Origin of the sequence: Hymenobacter cellulosivorans, assembly GCF_022919135.1 — a bacterium.
GTDB lineage: Bacteria > Bacteroidota > Bacteroidia > Cytophagales > Hymenobacteraceae > Hymenobacter > Hymenobacter cellulosivorans.
In genome coordinates this window covers 3,748,308-3,767,635 of record NZ_CP095049.1, presented here as the reverse complement: position 1 = coordinate 3,767,635, position 19,328 = coordinate 3,748,308, and the positions used below count along the sequence as shown (strand labels likewise).

14 protein-coding genes are annotated in these 19,328 nt (G+C 61.6%); all 14 read left to right on the top strand.

What is annotated here, in order from left to right; genetic code table 11:
* Window positions 1-104: 104 nt before the first annotated feature.
* The 14 genes from MUN80_RS15800 to MUN80_RS15735 all read left to right on the top strand — a co-directional run bounded on the left by MUN80_RS15800 (window position 105) and on the right by MUN80_RS15735 (window position 19,087).
* Entirely contained in the window at window positions 105-1,082 is a 978-nt protein-coding gene (locus tag MUN80_RS15800) for a vWA domain-containing protein (RefSeq protein WP_244714421.1), read from the top strand.
* Window positions 1,079-2,059: a hypothetical protein gene (locus MUN80_RS15795; RefSeq protein ID WP_244714419.1), complete on the top strand. Its 981-nt coding sequence runs from the start codon at window positions 1,079-1,081 to the stop codon at window positions 2,057-2,059. The genes MUN80_RS15800 and MUN80_RS15795 overlap by 4 nt, the downstream gene beginning before the upstream one ends.
* Before the next feature lie 130 nt (window positions 2,060-2,189).
* Complete coding sequence (locus tag MUN80_RS15790) at window positions 2,190-3,371, top strand: acetyl-CoA C-acyltransferase (RefSeq protein WP_311136241.1); 1,182 nt, start codon at window positions 2,190-2,192, stop codon at window positions 3,369-3,371.
* A gap of 186 nt (window positions 3,372-3,557) precedes the next feature.
* Window positions 3,558-4,985, top strand: coding sequence for a toxin-antitoxin system YwqK family antitoxin (locus MUN80_RS15785; protein WP_244714417.1), 1,428 nt, complete (start codon window positions 3,558-3,560; stop codon window positions 4,983-4,985).
* A gap of 565 nt (window positions 4,986-5,550) precedes the next feature.
* A complete protein-coding gene (locus MUN80_RS15780; RefSeq protein WP_244714415.1) occupies window positions 5,551-5,952 on the top strand; it encodes a carboxypeptidase regulatory-like domain-containing protein in 402 nt (133 codons plus the stop codon).
* Window positions 5,953-6,122: 170 nt separating this feature from the next.
* The gene (locus MUN80_RS15775) at window positions 6,123-6,500 is read left to right on the top strand and encodes a hypothetical protein (protein WP_244714413.1); all 378 of its coding nucleotides are present in this window, start codon (window positions 6,123-6,125) and stop codon (window positions 6,498-6,500) included.
* Between the two features lie 500 nt (window positions 6,501-7,000).
* Entirely contained in the window at window positions 7,001-9,460 is a 2,460-nt protein-coding gene (locus MUN80_RS15770; protein WP_244714412.1) for a TonB-dependent receptor, read from the top strand.
* Window positions 9,461-9,598: 138 nt separating this feature from the next.
* Window positions 9,599-11,101 (top strand): serine hydrolase domain-containing protein, encoded by a 1,503-nt coding sequence (locus tag MUN80_RS15765; protein ID WP_244714410.1) that lies wholly within the window; start codon window positions 9,599-9,601, stop codon window positions 11,099-11,101.
* Between the two features lie 18 nt (window positions 11,102-11,119).
* Entirely contained in the window at window positions 11,120-12,304 is a 1,185-nt protein-coding gene (locus tag MUN80_RS15760; protein WP_244714409.1) for a dienelactone hydrolase family protein, read from the top strand.
* A 127-nt stretch (window positions 12,305-12,431) separates the two neighbouring features.
* On the top strand, window positions 12,432-13,100 hold the full coding sequence (locus MUN80_RS15755) for a TIGR02117 family protein (protein WP_244714408.1): 669 nt from the start codon (window positions 12,432-12,434) through the stop codon (window positions 13,098-13,100).
* 163 nt (window positions 13,101-13,263) lie between these two features.
* Window positions 13,264-13,590, top strand: a complete 327-nt coding sequence (locus MUN80_RS15750) for an STAS domain-containing protein (protein ID WP_244714407.1) — start codon at window positions 13,264-13,266, stop codon at window positions 13,588-13,590.
* Window positions 13,591-13,678: 88 nt separating this feature from the next.
* A complete protein-coding gene (gene hisS / locus MUN80_RS15745) occupies window positions 13,679-15,079 on the top strand; it encodes a histidine--tRNA ligase (protein ID WP_244714406.1) in 1,401 nt (466 codons plus the stop codon).
* Between the two features lie 277 nt (window positions 15,080-15,356).
* Window positions 15,357-16,856 (top strand): histidine ammonia-lyase, encoded by a 1,500-nt coding sequence (hutH, locus tag MUN80_RS15740; protein WP_244714404.1) that lies wholly within the window; start codon window positions 15,357-15,359, stop codon window positions 16,854-16,856.
* 266 nt (window positions 16,857-17,122) lie between these two features.
* Window positions 17,123-19,087 (top strand): T9SS type B sorting domain-containing protein, encoded by a 1,965-nt coding sequence (locus MUN80_RS15735; protein ID WP_244714403.1) that lies wholly within the window; start codon window positions 17,123-17,125, stop codon window positions 19,085-19,087.
* The last annotated feature ends 241 nt before the right edge of the window (window positions 19,088-19,328 follow it).

Below are 19,328 nucleotides of genomic sequence, written 5' to 3'. Positions count from 1 at the left end.
TGGTACCCCGCAGCAGTTTCCAGAAACCTATCTTTACACCCTACCCGGGCCCGCGGCCACTGTTTCTGTATGAATCCTAACCAGTTGAGTTTAGAAGTAACACGATGAACTGGGCTTACCCCTTGTCCTGGACGGAGCTGCTGGGCGCAATATTTTTTTTAATTCTATACGTGGGCTATGCCCTGCGTACCCGCCGCTTGGCCGCTCCGCTCGAACAGCGGGGTTGGAAGCTGGGGTGGAAAATGGCCTTGCGCCTGCTGTATTTCCCCTTGTTGCTGCTGGCTCTGCTGGGCCCGGCCTATGGAGTCACGCAGCAGCCGGTGCGCACAGCGGGCAAAGACGTGTGGCTGTTGGTAGATTTGTCGCGCTCGATGGATGCGGCCGACGTGGCCCCTACCCGCCTGCAGAAAGTGAAAGCCGAGCTCGGTACACTGGTTAGCCGGTTTCAGGCCGACCGGCTCGGACTAATTGTATTCGCCGGCGAGGCCGTGGTGCAGTGCCCGCTTACGTACGACCAGAGCGCCTTGCAACTTTTTCTGAATACGCTTGAGACGAATCTGGTGACCACAACGGGCACGGACCTGACGCCGGCGCTGGAGCTGGCCCTGGCCCGGATGAGTGCCAGCCCGCCGGCAGCCGCCAGCCCGGCCCGTGTTACAGCCCTGGTGCTGGTAAGCGACGGGGAAGACTTCGGCGAAAATTTGGAGCCTACCTTGCGCGTGCTGGCCCGCTCGGGAGCCCGACTTTATAGTATGGGGGTCGGCACCCTGGAAGGCACGCGGCTGCCCCGCCCCGCGGGAGCCGGCTACCTGCGGGATGCGCGCGGCCGGGAGGTAGTCAGCCGCCTGAACCCGGTGACGCTGCGGCGCCTGGCCGAGCAAACCAACGGACAGTATTTTGAACTAACTGACCGGCGCAATGAATTCCCATTGCTGGTAAATGCCCTCAACCGGCTGGAAGGCCAGGCCGAGCAGGTACGCACGGTGGCCGTGGCTGACAACCGCTACCGTTACCCGCTGGCGCTGGCACTACTGCTGCTGGCCCTCGACATTCTACTTACTGTAAAAGTGATTCGCCCGTGAGAGTTCTGCTGATGGTAGTACTGCTGGCGCTGCCGGGCTGGGCTAGCCTAACCCGCATCCGGGACCGGAACGAGGCCGTGCGGCAGGCGCAGGCTGCGTATAGCCAGGGCAACTTTGCGCAAGCCGCCCAACTGTACCGCCGGGCGGTGGATGAGTTTGGAGCGCAGGAGGAGGCCGTGGTGCTTAACACCGGTCATGCTTACGCCCGGGCTGGGCAGGCAGCGGCGGCGCGGGCCTACTACGGGCGGCTCCTGACCAGTCAGATGCCGTCCGTCCGCAGCGTGGCCCGGCAGCAGCTGGCCGTGCTGGCGGCCCAGAAAGGCGAATATGCGCAAGCAGTAGGCCTGTTACGCCAAGCCTTATTGGCCGACCCTACTAATAAGAGTGCGCGCTATAATTATGAGGTACTGCGCGACTATCTGGCCCGGCGGCCCAACGAGCTGAAAATGCCTCCGGCGGGTGCCCCCCAGCGAGGCGCCCCCAAGCCTGGTGAAGACCAGAACCAAAGCCGGCAGCCCGAGTCCCGCCCCGGCCAGGATAAGCAAGGCCAGCTCAACGACCCCAACCAGCCCGAGGACCCACGCAACACCGCCCAGCAGCGCCCCGACCAAGCTGGCCAGCGCAACCCGAACCAGCCTGAGCCGGGAGCCGGCAGCCAGACCGGGGAAAATTTCCAACCCGGCCGCGGCCCGCAGCAGCGCGTAGCCCAGGGCAGTCAGCCCGGCAGTACGCGGGGGCTGGACACGGGCACGGCCGCCGAGCCGAACGGAACCCGCAGCCCGCAGGCCGGTAGTGAGCAAGCTACTCTCGATGACACCCAGCTCCAGACTCAGCGCGAACGGCTGCAACAAATGAACCTGAGCCCGGGTCAGGCGCGGCAACTACTCGACGCGCTCCGCACGGCCGAGCAGCAGTACCTGCAACAGATGCCGCGCCGCTCGGCTCAGAAACCCGATCCGAAAAAGCCGACCTGGTAAATCCGCTGCGCCCGGAAACAACACGGGCGGGCCGGAGGTTTTGCAGACGGTGATGGGGCTTCGCTGGCTGCAAGCAGCGCAATTCGTACTTTTGCCCGTCATTCATCCCAAACTCCCACCCTTTCTCTTTATGCAAATCAAAGAAGTATATATCATTTCGGCCGTGCGCACGCCTATTGGCAGCTTTGGCGGCAGCTTGGCCTCTCTGTCGGCTACCGACCTGGGCGCCATTGCCCTGAAAGGGGCGCTGGAAAAAGCCGGCGTCGAGGGCAAAGAAGTTGACCAGGTAATCATGGGCAACGTTATTTCGGCCAACCTGGGCCAGGCTCCGGCCCGGCAGGCCGCCAAGAAAGCCGGTTTGCCCGACACGGTAGAGTGCACCACCGTGAATAAAGTGTGTGCCTCGGGCACCAAGGCCATCATGTTTGCGGCCCAGGCCATCATGCTGGGGCAGTCGGACGTGATTCTGGCCGGCGGCATGGAAAGCATGTCGAACGTACCCTACTACCTCGACAAGGCCCGTTTCGGCGCCAAGTACGGCCACAGCCAGATGATTGACGGCCTGATGAAGGACGGTCTCTGGGACCCCTACAACGACTACGCCATGGGCAACGCGGCCGAGCACACGGCCAAGGAAATGGGCTTTACCCGCGAGCAGCAGGATGAGTTTGCCATTGAGTCGTACACGCGCAGCGCCAAAGCAGCCAAGGAAGGCAAGAAAAAAGACGAAATCGTGCCCGTAACCATCGAAAGCCGCGGCAAAACCACGGTTATCGAAGACGACGAGGAGTATCTGAAAGTAGACTTCACCAAAGTAGCCGGTCTGCGCCCCGCCTTCACCAAGGACGGCACCGTAACGGCTGCCAACGCCTCGACTCTGAACGACGGCGCCGCCGCCATCCTGCTCATGAGCAAGGAGAAGGCCGAGGAGCTGGGCGTAACGCCGATTGCCAAAATCCGGGGCTTCGCCGATGCCGAGCAGGCACCGGAGTGGTTTACTACCTCGCCTTCCCTGGCGATTCCCAAGGCGTTGAAAAATGCCGGCGTAGACGCCAGCGAAGTGGATTTCTACGAAATCAACGAGGCTTTCTCGGTGGTATCGTTGGCCAACAACAAACTGCTGAACCTGGAAGGCACCAAGGTAAACGTGTATGGCGGTGCCGTATCCCTGGGCCACCCGCTGGGCGCTTCGGGGGCCCGCATCGTGACTACGCTGCTGAACGTGCTCAAGAACGAGGGAGGCAAAATCGGGGTAACCGGTATTTGCAACGGGGGCGGTGGTGCTTCCAGTCTCGTGGTAGAGAGAATCTAGGTATGTATGGCGCAGCTTGCGCCGTACTTAAGGCTAGCCTATTACTAAGTAAAAAGCCGCTCTTGGCTAAGAGCGGCTTTTTATTTGCTATTTCGTTTTGGCAAACTAAAGCCGGCTGGCTTGGCGTTTGCTGACTGGGCGGAATCTACCCGAGCTGTTCGGTCCGCTTTTTTCTTTTACTGACTGATGACTGTAAACAAGTTGTTTTCCTTTCGATTGGGGCTACTGGCGGCCGGAATAATTCTTACCACCCAGGCAGCCCAGGCCCAAAAGCTGCGCCGGCTGGTTTCGTACTACGACTCGACCAACACCCGGAAGCGGGAAGTATACTCGGCCCTGGTAGCCGGCGACACCGTGCTGGAAGGCCCTTACAAGCGTTTTTACCGCTCCGGCAAGCTCGAAGCCCAGACCCGCTACGCCGGCGGCAAGCGTGACTCGGCCTACGTGGAGTTTCACCCCAGTGGGCAGCGCCGTCTGGAAGTAACCTACAGCCAGGGCACCCGCCAAGGTCCGTTCAAGACGTACTACGAATCGGGCAAGGTGGCCCAGGAAGGCACGTACGAAAACGACCAGCCGACCGGCACGCTGCGCTATTACCATCCCAGTGGCGAAATCAAGCTGGAAACCACGCTCAACAACGGGCAGCCGGCCGGCGTGGTGCGCGAGCTGTACTCCTCGGGCAAGCCCAAGGCCGAAATAACGTACCAGAACGGGCAGGCCAATGGACCGGTGAAAACCTACTACGAAAACGGGCAGCTGCAAAGCGAGGCCACCTTCAGCCGCGGGTTGCTGGCGGGCCCCTACAAAACCTACTACGACAACGGGCAGGTAGAAACCGAAGTACTGGCCGACCGCACCGGCCGCGGCAGCTACCGTAGCTACTACCGCTCGGGCAAGCTGCGCACCGAGGGCACCTACGTGGCGTCGGTTCTGAACGGACGGGCCGTGAAAAACCCGCTCGGGGATGATCTGACCAAGCAGGCTCACCAGCTCACGGGCGGCACGGCCAACCTGGAAGGCCCGGCTAAAGCCTACTACGAAAGCGGAGCGGTCAAAAGCAAGATGACCTACCGCAACGGCGCACTGACCGGTACCCAGCAGGATTTCTACGAATCGGGCAAGCCGGAGCAAACCATTGAGTACGCCAACCAGGGCCGGGACCGGAAAATATCCTTGTACTTCGAGGACGGCATGGCCAAGGGGGAGCAGCAATACAAGAACGGGCAGCCCAGCGGCACGTGGCGCACCTTTTACCCGGGCGGCAAGCAGGTGCAAACCCAGGAAACGTACGTGAATGGCAAGCTCAGTGGTGAAAAGCTCACCTACTACGACAACGGCACGGTGCAGACCAAGTTGCCATACGAAAACGGCCGTCCGGTGGGCGTAGGCCGTGAATTCTACAGCTCGGGCAAGCTCAAATCGGAAACTACCTACGTCAAAGGACTCAAGATGGGCCCGTTTCGGCAAGTGCGCGAGGATGCCACGCCCGAAGTTACCGGCGCTTTTCGCAACGGCAAGGAAACCGGCATCTGGACCTACTTCGGTCCTGATGGCAAGACAGTAACGAAAAAGGTCACGTTTCGCAATGGCCAAGAGGTGAAGCCTGGCAAGTAAGCCCTGATTCCCGCCGGCCGGCCCGGATAACCAACTTCTTCATCCTCGCTGCTCCCCTTCTTCGGGAGGCAGCGAGGATTTTTTATTTCACACATACTACTAGTAGCCAGGTACTTATTTATTATTCACAATACTTAATATAAAAAAGTTGCGGCTTCAGGCAGCCCTTTACCCCTGCCTGCCATCTTATTACCAAGCTGCAGGCAATAGTGCATGGTTGGGCCGCCAAACTACAATTTGGCGGATATTTTCTCCTGTAAATGCAAGGGTTTTAAGGGATATGAAAATAAATTTTAAAACTACCTTGCATCACATAGTACCATGCGTTACTTTTGTCATGTTCTTCCACTCTAGCTAGCAAGCAGCTCCTAAGCTGTGTACCGCCGCCAGAGTAGCCCCATTAGCTGGGGTCCTGACCCACAGCTGGTTGCCTTGGCTACCACTGTATGGCATGAACCTTCCTGCCCATTGCGTTGCCCCCGGCTACTGACCGGGAACAGAACCGCGGCTGTTTAGACGCGCAACGGCTGGCCTTTGTCCTCACTTTCCTCTTTGTGCCCCTACTATGAAAACTTCCTTTGCTTTCCGTGCCCTCGCCGTATTTCTGTTCGTGGCCCTGCTGATTTCCGGCGTGCAAGGCTCCTCCACTCCCACTGCCCACTATGGCACGCTCACTGGGGTTCTGCGTGATGCCGACACCCACGAGCCCATTCCCGGTACCAATGTCGTGCTGATCAGCAGCAGCGGTAAGCAGCTGGTTTGCAGTGCTAAAACCCGCCCTGACGGCACCTTTCGTCTCGAAAAAGTGCCTTTTGGCAGCTACTCAATTCGCACCACGGTGCTGGGTTACCAGCTGCAGCAGCCCAAGGTGACTTTCAACGCCAAACAAGCCCATGTAGTCCTGGGTACGCTAAGCCTGCAGCCAATGAACACTCCGCTCCTGGCTCTTTCTATCCCCGGACGGTAACCATTGCCAAATGGCGAAGTTACCCGGTTGTTGATCAACGATAACTACCTGGCAAACGCCTACTTACAGGCTAACACCCCTGCTTCTTCTCACTAGTACGCTTGCTTTTTGGCCGGTCGCGGGTGCGGCTGCCCTTCACTTTCCAACTTCACTCTTCACCTTTCTGAGTTATGAAAACTTCCCTGATTTCCCGTCTGAGCATGCTGGCAGTAGTATTGGGCTTGTCCATTTCGGCAGCTACCGCCCAGCCGACCATCTACACCGAAGACGCTAAGCAGCCTGGCGCAGGCTACTGGACTATCGAAACCGACGCGGCCCAGCGTGACCACAGCATTGTGCGCTTTTATACCGCCAACCACGAGAAAATCTACGAGGAACGCTTGGATGCCCTGCACCTAGACCCTAGTAAAGGCACTGCGGCGGCCCGGCGCACGGCTCGTATGCTGAACAACGCCCTGGTACAGGTGCAGCAGACCCGCAACACTTCTATGATATCGAAGGGGCTGGGACTTAACCGCCGGTTGCAGCAAACCTACGCCGTCCGCTAAGTGGGTGCTGGCCAACGCTAGCCCACATCTTCCTAGACCGGCCGCGGGGCCTGTATCCCGCAGCTTCGCGGCCGGTGAGGAGGAAATACCGATTGTCCCAGACCTTTTTAGGTTACGGCTGCCATGCAGCACGCTCTCTTACTTAATTGTTTTACAACCGGTTAGCCAACCACCTGTGTAAAACAATTATTTTTTTTGCAAAGGTACCTTGCGTCACATAGTACCTTCTACTACATTTGTATCAGTAGTTCGCCACTTCCCTTTCCTACGGCTCACCCAACTGGGGTAGCTGGTTTCAAACCGCCTTTTTCCCGCTTTGCAGCACCTTATCTGTAGCCCGGCTCTTCACAGCCGCCGCTCCGGGTAAGTGGAAAAATGCTGGCTCCCGAAAGGATTCTTCAGCCTTACCTACCTCCCTGTGCCAGGGAAGCCCAGCGGATCCGCGGCCGCCTGGATTGGCTTCGCCTTGCCTGGTTTTTTCACTCACACTTCTTCTTGTCATGAACTTCTCCTCTGCTTTTAGCCGGGCGCTGCGGTGCCTGGGGCTGCTTGTTACGCTCCTGCCACTGGGTTTGCGGGCCCAAAATATCGGCTCCACTCCGGGCTCCGTGGCCGGAACCCTGCTCGATAACAGCAACGGCCAGCCCCTATCCTTTGCTTCGGTCGTTTTACTGCGGGCCCAAGATTCTACCTTCGTTAGTGGGGGCCAGACCGGCGAAAACGGCGCTTTTCACCTGGAAAAAGTAGGACTGGGCCACTATCTGGTGCGGGCTACGGTGCTGGGCTACAAGCCCCTGCGTAAAGCTGTAACCTTGACGCCTGCCGCGCCCGATGCGCAGTTGGGTACCGTGAAGCTCCTGAGCACGACCACCCAGCTGGCGGGCGTGACGGTGCAGGGGGAGCGGGCCGCCGTGGTCGACAACCTGGACAAAAAGGTGATTAACGTGGAGAAGGATTTGAGCAGCGTGGGTGGCACGGCCGTAAATGTGTTACAGAACGTGCCTTCGGTGTCGGTGGACCAGAGCGGGGCGGTGAGCATGCGCGGCAGCAGCAACATCACTGTGCTCATCGACGGCAAGCCCAGCGGGGCCGCCAACGGGGGCACCGGCACGCGGCTGGAGCAAATTCCGGCCAGCGCCATTGAGAAAGTAGAAGTGGTAACCAACCCCTCGGCCCGCTACGACGCGGCCGGCTCGGGCGGCGTTATCAACATCATCCTGAAAAAGCAGCGCAAAGACGGCTGGAACGGGCAGGCCATGGCTACCCTGGGCACGGCCGACAAGTACAACACTTCCCTCAGCCTGAACCGCCACCGGGGCAAAGCCAACCTGTTTGGCAGCTACAACGCCCGCGACGACCGATACCGTCAGCAAAACAACGTGGACCAGACCGTGGTCCTCGACAACCAGACGATTCTGCTGCACCAGGAAGGCCGGGGCCAGCGCCACAGCAGCTCCCACAACGGCCGCCTCGGCCTGGACTACACCATTAGCCCCGAGCAAAGCCTGAGCTTTACGGCCGAGCCCCAACTGAATAATGGCCTGAATACGGCTACCCAGCAGGCCTTGCTCAACGGAGTGGCGCAGCAAAACACCCAGCGCGTGACGGAAGACGTGAAAACCCTGGATATGTCGACGGACTACCGCCGTACCTGGGCCCAGCACAAAGGCCGGGAACTAACCGCCAACCTGGGCTACACCAACCTGTGGGCCACGGTGGTAGTAGGCCAGCAATTGACCAGCAACTCGGTGCCCGAGCCCGAATGGAAACAGGATTTGGGCGTGCGTCTGCAGGCCGTGTACAACCAGATAGACTACACCCACCCGCTCGACTCGACGAGCCGCGTAGACCTGGGCCTCAAGGGCCAGTGGCAGACCAATGACGGCACGTATGACTACCTGCTGCAGAACACCGACCAGCCCTGGAACTATGCCCGCATCGATAGCCGCTCGGTGGCCTACAACTTCCAGGAATACTTGCAGGCCGGCTACGCTACCTACCAATTGCAGCGCGGCAAGTGGAGCTACCAGGGCGGCGTACGGGCCGAGTACACCCGCACCCAGGGCAACGTGAAAGGTGGCCAGGGTGCTTTCAACCTCAACTACCTCAACCTGTTTCCCTCGGCCACGGTGGTGCGCACCCTGCCCGGCGACCAGCGCGTGCAGGTGAGTTATGCCCGCCGCCTCAACCGGCCCAACTTCATGCAGCTGCTGGCTTTCCCGCTCTACCAGGACCAGCGCAGCTACCGCCTCGGCGACCCCAGCCTGCGGCCCGAGTACATCAACGCCTTCGAGCTGGGCCACCAAGTGTCGATGGGCGGAGCCAGCCTGAGCACCACGGTCTTTTACCGCCAGACCAACAACGCCATTCAGCGCCTCCGGGAGGTCGATGAGGAAGCTACCCGGCTCAACGGCGCCGCCGGCGTGGTAACGGCCGAACTAAACCGCAACTTCGGCCAGACCCGCAGCTACGGCCTGGAAATGAACTTAAACCAGCCCCTGGCTAAGTGGTGGCGCCTGACGGCCAGCGGCTCGTTGTTTCGCAACACGGTAACGGCTCTGGCCAACACCGAAGCCAGCCGCAGCAACATGACCGGCACGGCCCGCCTGATGAACAGCTTTACGCCCCTGCCCAAGCTCGACGTGCAGGTAACGGGCACCTACCGGGCCGCCGTGATTACGCCCCAGGGCCGGCTGCTGCCCCAGGGTGGCGTGGAAGTGGCCCTGCGTCAGAAGCTGTTCAATGACCGGGCGGCCCTCACGCTGCGGGTTAGCGACATCCTGAACACCCAGCGCCAGCGCATCGAGGCCTTCGGTGACAATGGCTACCGCGCTACTTACCTCAACAAGTACGAAACGCGCGTCGGCTACCTGGGCTTCAGCTGGTACTTCGGCTCGAACAAGCCCCCGAAAAAGATTGAGTCGGCGCCACAGGGTGGCGGTGGGGGCTTCGGTGGCTAGGCCCAACGACCCGGAACGGTCCTTCTGAGGAAGTCTTGGAAGGGCCGTTTTGGTAACACCCAAACCATACTCTATACTCTTTACCCTGTTCAGTACCTTTTCCTTCCCGTCCTTCTCCACCGTTTCTTCTCTTGCTTTATGAAAATGACTACTTATCTGGCGGCCCTCGGAATGACCCTGACGCTTACTACCAACACCTGGGCCCAAGCAATTCAACCAACTCAATCAACACAACGGACGCCGGCTGCCGACAGCGTGGATATGCTGGTGCAAAACAAGATGCGGCAGCTGCGTATTCCGGGCTTGCAGCTGGCCGTAGTGCACCACGGCAAGATTGTGAAGCTCAACAACTACGGCTTGGCCAACGTGCAGGACTCAGTGCCGGTAACCAGCCGCACGGTGTTCCCCATCAACTCCATTACCAAGGCCTTTACCGGCGTGGCGGTGATGCAGCTGGTGGAAGCCGGCAAACTGGATCTGGCCGCCCCTATCGGGCAGTATTTGCCGGGGCTGCCGGCCGCCTGGCAGCCGGTTACCATCCGGCAGCTGCTGGCCCACAGCTCGGGCATTCCCAACATTATGCCCGACGACGAGCAGGTAAGTGAAGCCGAGCAGCAGGCGGCCTGGGCAAAGGTCCAGACCCAGCCCATGGAATTTAAGACCGGGGAGAAATTCGGCTACAACCAAACCAACTACCTGCTGCTGGGCAAGCTAATCGACAAGCTCAGCGGCCAGCCATTTGCCCAGTTCATTGAGCAAAAGCAGCTTTGGGCCGTGGGCATGCCCCGCACCGGCTTCGCCGACGCCCACACAGTAACGCCGCACGCAGTGCGGGGCTACAGCTTCCTGCACGCCGTGGATGGCGAATTGCGCCGCGGCAAGGAACTGCGCAACGTCTTCGAGGTATTTGCGCCGATGCTCTACACCGCCGCCGGCCTCAACTCCACCGCCGCCGATATGGCTCACTGGGCGCTGGCCCTGCAGCAGGGCCAGCTCCTGAAACCGGCCAGCCTGACCACCCTCTGGACGCCGGTGCCACTCAACAACGGCCAGACCGCGGGCTTTAGCCGGCAGCTCAATGGCTACGCCGCCGGCTGGCCCACCGTAGGACGGCCCGAGCATCCGGCCGCCGCGGCCGTGGGCGGGGGCCGCAGTGCGGTATTTGTGTACCCCAACGACGACCTGGCCGTGGTGGTGCTCACCAACCTGATTGGGGCCAACCCCGACCGGTTTGTGGATGAAATAGCCAGCTTCTACGTACCCGATATGCGCGTGGCCACCGGCTTTGGCCTGCCGCCCCAGCTGCGGGCCCTGCACCAGCAGCTGCGCAAACAGGGCTTTGACAAAGCACTGGAGCTGGTGCGACAGGAACAAAAGAAAAACGCGGCCTACCAGCTGCCCGAAGACGACGTGAACGCCTGGGGCTACAGCCTGCTGCGCCAGAACCAGCCCAAGGAAGCCCTGGAAATCTTCAAGCTCAACGTGAGCCTCTACCCCAGCAGCGCCAACACCTACGACAGCCTGGCCGAAACCTACCAGGAGCTGGGCAACAAGCCGCTGGCCGTGAAGAACTACAAGCAGGTACTCAAGCTGGACCCCAACAGCCGCAATGCCGCCGAGCAACTCAAAAAGCTGCAGTAACCTCGTTCCAGCCGCTTTATGAAACACCTAGTATCGTCGGGGCTGATGCTGGGCCTGCTGCTCACCGGCTCCCAGGCCCGCGCCCAAACCTACGACCAGCTCCTGGAAGGCGCTGCCCGCCAACTTGGGCAGAAAAACTACTGCGAAGCCAGCGCAGCCTTTGTCCAAGCCTTTGCCGACACCACCAAAGCTGGCCCCTTCGATCTGTACGCCGGAGCCGGAGCGGCAGCCAACTGCCCCGGCCAGCAGGCCCAAGCCCTGCGCTGGTTGCTACGGCTGAGTCGGCAGGCCAATGTGCCCATCACCGCCCGCGACGTTGACCAAATGGCGCAGGACCCGGGGTTAAGCAGCCTGCACGGCTTTCCGCAGTGGTTCTACTTTTTAAGCCAGCTGCGGCAAACCGCCGCCCGCCGCGCCGCTGAAGCCCAGCGCGCCGCCGCGGCGTGGCAACAAGCCGCGCTAAGTCAGGCGCTGCCGGCATCCCCAAAATCGGGCAGCTACGCGGCAGTTCAGCCCGGCTTTGCCCTGTACTACGCCCCTGTCGATACAGTGCGGGTGCCGTATTTGGTGTACGTACCCAAAACCTACCAACCGACCCGGCCGACGGCCTTGCTCGTGTATTTGCACGGCGGAATTACCAGCACGCCGCAATTCCGCTCAGCCAACCCTGGTGTGACGCAGGAGCCTATTTTTGCCGCCGCGGCCGAGCAAAACGCCCTGGTGCTTTATCCCTTCGGCCGGCAGTCGTTCGGGTGGCTGGAACAACGGGCTGCTCTGGAAAACGTGCGCACGATGGTGGAGCAGGTAAAGCAGCGCTACCACGTCGACAGCCGGCGGGTGTTTCTGGGCGGCATGTCCAACGGCGGCACGGCGGCGTTCTGGTACGCCTGCCAGTCGCCGGCGGGCTTTGCGGGGTTCTATGCCCTTTCGGCCCGGCCCATCAGTGCCCTGGGGCCGCTGAACTTCAAGCAACTCCGTCGGGGCGCCCCGCTGTATTCGCTCCACGCCCAAGACGACGACGTATTTGCCTATCAAGAGGTGCGCGCCACTTACGAGCAACAGCAAGGCCAGGCCAGGCAGTGGCACTTCCTTTCCCGGCCCACCGGCGGCCACAGCTTTTTGTACGGTCCCGATGGCCCCGCCGCCCTGCGCACGTTGCTGGCCCAGCTGATGCAGCCGCCGGTACCGACCAAAGCCCACTAGAAGAACAGCAAGCCACCAGTGGAGGCCGGAAAGTTGGAACAGCCTCCGCTACGGAAGTTTTTCCCAACTTTCCGGCCTCCACTGGTTTTGGGCCACCTAATCCGGCCTATTCCGTTACGCACCGCCCATGTATCCCGCCCTGGCCTTTCTTCTGCTGTTTTTTGCTGGCGGCCGGGTACCCGTCAACCGGGAGTTTCGGCCCACGCCAGGCGGAATTCCGGTGTTCGTGGTGTCCAACGGCTTTCACACCGACATTGTGGTGCCCGTGCGCGAGCCCCGCACGGGCACCGACTGGCTCCAGCAGCTTGGGCAGCCCCAGCTCACGGCGCAGTTTTCCGCCCACGAGTACGCGGCGTTCGGCTGGGGTAGTGAGCGGTTTTACCTGGCTTCCTATGGCGGCCGAATGCCCGGCGTGGGCACGGTGCTGCGCGCCGCCGGGCCGGGCCGCACGCTCATGCACGTGGGTTTCTACCAAAGCGCCCCGCGGCCTGGTCAGCACGTGGTGGCGTTGCAGATTTCGGCAGACCAGTACCGGCGCCTGACCACTTTGCTGCAAGCGTCTTTCGCGCCCGACAGCGCCGGGCGGGCCCAGCTGCGCAACGCGGCTGGCTACACTCCTTCCGACTTTTTCTTCCGGGCCCGGGGCCGCTACCACGCCTTACGCACTTGCAACGACTGGACCGCCGCGACCCTGCGCCGGGCCGGCCTGCGGGCCCCGCTGAAGTCGCCGCTGGCGGGGCCGGTGCTGCGGCAGCTGCGCCGCAGCCGAGCCGCGGCCGGCCAAGCGCCACAGTAGCCGCTACTTTCTTGTCAGCAGTCAGTATTTCCTTATTTAATACCAAGTCGCGGGCAGAGTCCAACTCGTATTGGGAAGCCGGTAGAGCCCTCCTGCTCTTCCTGTGCCCACCTGCCGCCCGGTTATGCTTGATGTTCATCGCGAAGAATTACCACAGAGCTATTTGTTGGTTCTGGCCCCTTCCAGGCAGGAAAAGGATGAGCTCAAGCTGACGCGGGCCCTGCACCGGGCCAGCCGGAGTCCTAAAAAAGCCATTTGGGTGGATTGCAGTCTGCTCGACCACCTCTCGGCCGAGGCCATCGACCTGCTGCTGGCCTACGCCTACATGCTGCACTGCCAGGAGCGCCGCCTCGTGCTCTGCCACGTACCCGACACCGTGCGCCACCACTTTCTGGACCTGGACGCCGAGTCGCAGCCGCTGGTGGTGCCCTCCCTGCTCGACGCGGAAAGCTTTGAGCCAGGCAAGGCGGCCGGCTCTTCGTCGCACTAGCGGGCCGCACTACTACAATAGGGCGCGGGGGCTGGGCGAAGTCAGGCGGGGCGTTGTACCTTCGCCCCATCATTCCGCATATTACCCGATGAGCGCCCAAAAACCCAGCATTCCGAAAGGCACCCGCGACTTTGGCCCGGCCGTGGTGGCCCGCCGCAACTATATTTTCGGCATTATCCGCCGCACCTTCGAGAAGTTCGGCTACGCCCCACTCGAAACTCCGACCCTGGAAAACCTGTCGGTGCTGACCGGCAAATACGGCGACGAGGGCGACCAGCTCCTGTTTAAAGTCCTGAACTCGGGCGACTTCCTCAAGGACGTAACGGCCGACGACCTGCAGAACGAAGACGGCAAAGCAACCCGCCGAGTCCTGCCCAAAGTAGCCGAAAAAGGCCTGCGCTACGACCTGACCGTGCCTTTTGCCCGCTACGTGGTCATGAACCGCGGCACGCTGACGTTTCCCTTTAAGCGCTACCAGATTCAGCCCGTGTGGCGCGCCGACCGGCCCCAGCGCGGCCGGTACCGCGAGTTTTACCAGTGCGACGCCGACGTGGTGGGCACTGATTCGTTGCTCTGCGAGGCCGAAATCGTGCTGATGATGAGCGAGGTGCTGAATACGCTGGGTTTGGAGGACTTTACCATCAAAATCAACCACCGCGGGGTGCTGCGCAATATCTACCAAGCTCTGAACAGCGAGGCCCGCGAAACCGACCTGTTCGTGGCCATTGACAAGCTCGACAAAATCGGGCGCGACGGGGTAACCAAGGAACTGCTGGAGCGGGGCTTTTCCGAAGCCGCTGCCGGGCAGCTGTTTGACCTGCTGGCCGTGGAAGGCTCGTTTACGGACAAGCTGGAGAAGCTGCGTGCTGCTTTCGGGGCCGCTAGCGTGCCGACGGATGCCGCCGATACGTACAAAGGCTTGCAAGAGCTGGGGCAGGTTGTGGACTTCCTTTCCAGCTTCGGCTTCGAGCAGTTTAAGCGCCTCGAATTCGACCCGACGCTGGCCCGGGGCCTCTCCTACTACACGGGCTGCATCTTCGAAATCAAGATCAACAACGTGAATATGGGCAGCGTCAGCGGCGGGGGCCGCTACGACAACTTAACCGGCGCCTTCGGGTTGCCGGGCGTGTCGGGCGTGGGCTTCAGCTTCGGCGTCGACCGGCTCTACGACTGCCTGGAGGAACTAAACCTGTTCCCCGAAAACGCGGCCACGACCACCCGCTGCCTGCTCACCAACTTCGACGCCGAGGGCATGCTAAGCCTGCTACCGGTGCTGCGAGCCCTGCGCGCGGCCGGCGTGCCGAGCGAAATGTACCCGGAGAGCAAGAAACTGGCCCAGCAGTTCAAGTACGCCGACGCCAAGGGCATTCCCTACGTCCTCATCCAGGGCCCCGAGGAGCGGGTTGCCGCGCAGTTTAAGCTCAAGGAGCTGCGCACGGGCGAAGAAAAAACCCTGACCCTGGACCAGGTGCTGGCTACGCTGGCCTAGCCCCCTTGCGGTAGCGGTTCCGGCCCTTACTTACGAGAAAGCCCCGTGGGGCGGCACCTACCTTGTGTGGTGTCGCTCCACGGGGCTTTTTTGGGCGCTGCTCTTCCCTTTTCGGTTTCTGGTGCTAACTCACCTAGCTAAGACATTCAAAATCCGGAATGCTCTGCTGAACTCAGGCAGAGGAGGGCGGGACGGCAAATTGGGCGGCGAGGTAGCCGGTTCCAAAAGATTTGAGGAACTTGCCGGTCACCCTTTTCCCTTTTTTCCACCACCCCGCATGCCTGCCGACGTTTTTTACCTCGACCCCAGTACCCACCTCGATTTAGCCACGCTGCGCCAGCTTTTGGCAACTCAGCAAACCGTAAAGCTTAGCCCGGCCGCCACCCAGCGCATTGAAGCTTGCTACCAGTACCTGCACCAGCGCCTGGCCGCCTCCGACGCGCCCGTGTACGGCATCAATACCGGCTTCGGGGCCCTCTGCGACACCGGCATTGCCCCCGAGGAGCGGCAGCAGCTGCAAGTCAACCTGATGATGTCGCACGCCTGCGGCACGGGCGAGGAAGTGCCGGCCGAGCTAGTGCGCCTGATGCTGCTGCTCAAGGCCCAGAGCCTGAGCTACGGCCACAGCGGCGTGCAGCTGGCCACCGTGCAGCGCCTGCTCGACTTCTACAACCGTGGCATTCTGCCCGTAGTCTATCAGCAGGGCTCCTTGGGTGCCAGCGGGGATTTGGCCCCGTTGGCCCACCTATGCCTGCCTTTGCTGGGCCTGGGCGAAGTGAATTACGAAGGCTACCGCTTGCAGGCCGCCGATGCCATGCACCTCTTTAGCTGGCAGCCGATTACGCTGGAAGCCAAGGAAGGTCTGGCCCTGCTCAACGGGACCCAGTTTATGCTGGCCTACGGCGTGCACTGCCAGCTGCGGGCCGAGCGTCTGGCCCAGGCCGCCGACGTAGTGGGGGCCTTGTCGTTGGAAGCTTTCGACGGCCGCAGTGAGCCCTTCGACCACCGCCTGCACCAGATCCGGCCCCACGCCGGGCAGCTGAAAGTGGCCGAGCGGATCCGCAGCTTCTTGCAGGGCAGTGAGCTCCAGCAGCAGGAGAAAGTGGCCGTACAGGACCCCTACTCCTTCCGCTGCCAGCCCCAGGTGCACGGTGCCTCCCGCGACGCGCTAGCCTACGTGGCCCAGGTGCTCGAAACCGAGTGCAACGCTGTAACCGACAACCCCAACATTTTCCCCGCCGACGACCTGATCCTCTCGGGCGGCAACTTTCACGGGCAACCCCTGGCCCTGGCCCTCGATTTCCTGGCCATAGCCGTGGCCGAGCTGGGCAGCATTTCGGAGCGCCGCACCTACCAGCTGATCGGTGGGCAGCGTGGCCTGCCGCCCTTTTTGGTAGCGGAGCCGGGCCTGAATTCGGGCTTCATGATTCCGCAGTACACCGCCGCCGGCATCGTGAGCCAGAACAAGCAGCTTTGCACCCCAGCCTCGGTCGACAGTATCGTGAGCAGCAACGGGCAGGAAGACCACGTGAGCATGGGTGCCAACGCCGCCACCAAGGCCCGCCGGGTACTCGACAACGTGGAGCAGATTCTGGGTATTGAGCTCATGAATGCCTGCCAGGCCCTGGCTTTCCGCCGGCCGGCCCGCACCTCGGCGGTACTGGAGCAAGTGGTGGAAGCCTTCCGCGAAAAGGTAAAATTCGTGAGCCGGGACCGGGTGCTTTACCCTGATCTGCACGCCGCCGCCGCCTTCGTGCGGGGCTACGAGTGGCCGTAGTGGAAAAAATGGGGGCACTTTCTATTGGTCATCCTAAGCAAAGCGAAGGGCCTTCCTTACCCATTCTCCAGAAGGATATACCAACGTACAAAGCCTTTTACTACTGCGGTGGTAAGGGGCTTTGGCGCTGAAGAACGGGGGTTACTTACGAGAAGAAGGTCCTTCGCTATAGCTCAGGATGACAGAATAAGCCTACTATTGCGCGGGCCGTGCCTATTTTAGCCTCGTGCCAAACGCTAATGCGGATGTCGTACGTTATGAGCCCTGTGAACTCCTTTCGCCTTTTCGTATTTCTGCTGCTGCTGGGGCTGGCCAGCCTGAGCCCCGCCCGGGCCCAGTGCCTGAACCCACTGCCCGGCAACTGTGACCAGCCTTTCGAAGCCTTCGACGTGCAAACCAACCTGCCGGTGCAAAGCTTCTGCGTGGGCCGCCCGGTGCGCATCGTTATTACGTGCCCGGGCCGCGCCGGCGTCGACCGGAACGCGCTGTACTACCAGTTTGTGCCCGGCGCCCGGACCTCGGCGCCCTGCACGGGCTATACCAGCCGCACGGCCACCTTCACACCCACCCAGGCCGGCCCGGTCACGGTGGCCGAAAATGCCCAGGCCGGGGCGGGCACCGGTACTATTTTTCTGCGGGTATACGAGGTATTTGCCACCAACAAGCCCACGTTCCAGGTGGAAGCCTGCGCCCCGGGCTTCGTGCGCGTCAACGTAACCGACCAGGCCTACGATGCCTATACCATCCGCATTGATGACGGGCCGGTGCAGCCCGTGAGCAAGGGCGCGGGTCCGCAGGTGTACGCCGTGGCCAACACGACGGGCAAAATCGTGGTGACGGGCTTCTACGCCGTGGGCGGCCTGTGCGTGGGGGCCGACAGCACTACCTACTCGACTCTGCCGGTGGCGCCCACGCCGGTTATTCGCCGCCTGACCCTGGCCGGCAGCACCCTACAGTTTCAGCTCGATGCCCTGCCCACCGGCTACCGCTACGAGCTACAGCAGGCCGATGCCGGCAGCCCTGGCGGCTACCGCACTCTGCCGCAGGCTGTTTTCACGGGCACTGGAGCCACGCTGAGCGCAGCTGCGGGCCCGGAGTGCTACCGCGTCGCCATTCGGGATGTGTGCGCCACGGTGGCCCTGCCGGTTTCGCCGCCGGTGTGTTCCCTGTTTCTGACGGCCAGCTCTACCAATGGGCAAAATACCCTGACCTTTCCCGGCACAGGCGCCACGTATCAGCTCCGGCGCAACGGCCAAACCCTGGCCACACTGCCGGCCGGCACCACTGCCTACACCGACGCGGCCGTAACCTGCGGGGTACAATATTGCTACCAACTGGAGGCCGTAAGTGGACCCGCTGCAGCCCGCACGACCATCGTTTCTAATGAGGCCTGCGTCACGACGACGCCCAGCCCGGTGCTGCCCGTACCGCAGCTAGTAGCCAGCTTTACGCCCGCCAATCAGGTGGAGCTGACGGCTACCGTGCCGGGCTTGCCCACCGGCGGCCGGGTGCGCTACCTGCGCAGCGCCGCTTCGGGTGCCCCTACCGAAATCGGTCTGACGGCCCGCCGCAGCCTGCGCGACTCTACCCAGCGCTTCAACTCCGAGGCCGGAGCCTGCTACCAGGCTCAGTTTGTGGACGACTGCGGCAACAGCTCGGCGCTGAGTCCGGCCTTTTGCCCGGTGCTGCTCATCGCCAAAGCCGCCGACCTGGAAGGCAACTCAGTGCAGCTAAGCTGGACCGAGTTGCGCGGCCCCGACCCTACGGTGCAGTACTCTGTGCAATTAGTAGATGCCAAAGGAGCCGTGCTCAGCCAGCCCGCGGCCAATGCTACCGGCCAGTCGTACCTAGACCAGGCCCCACCCACCGACCGGCAAGTGCTGCGTTACCGCATTGCCGCCACCAGCCCCGGTCTGAGCCAGCCCAGCTACTCGAATATTGCCGTGGTAGCCCGCGAAATGAAAGCTGTGCTGCCCACGGCCTTTACGCCCAACGACGACGGGCTCAACGACGTGCTGGAGGTAAAAGGCCGGTTCCTGTCTACGTTTACCTTCACCGTGGTAGACCGCAACGGCCAGCAGGTTTTCCGCGGCACCGACCGAACCCAGGTCTGGAACGGGCGGGTGGGCAATGAGCAGCCCGTACCCGGTGCCTACGTCTGGCGCTTCGAAGCCACCGACGAGACTGGCAAACGAGTAGTGCAGCACGGCACGATTACGCTGCTGCGCTAGGGCTTGGGCAACCTCTTCGCAAAAGCGAGTTAGTATGCCGACGGTTTTCTTTAGAACCACATTGCTAGCTTCACACTCAGCTCCCCTACCCCAGCTTCTGCCTGCCCAATTCCGGCTTTTGCACCAAGCCAACTGAGCAGGAATTCAGACGCGCGGCCCCTAGTAAACACCATCCACAATCTAGATATTATGTTTACCAAATTAGAGAACTGCTAGCATGCGTTTTGTATAAAAAAGATAT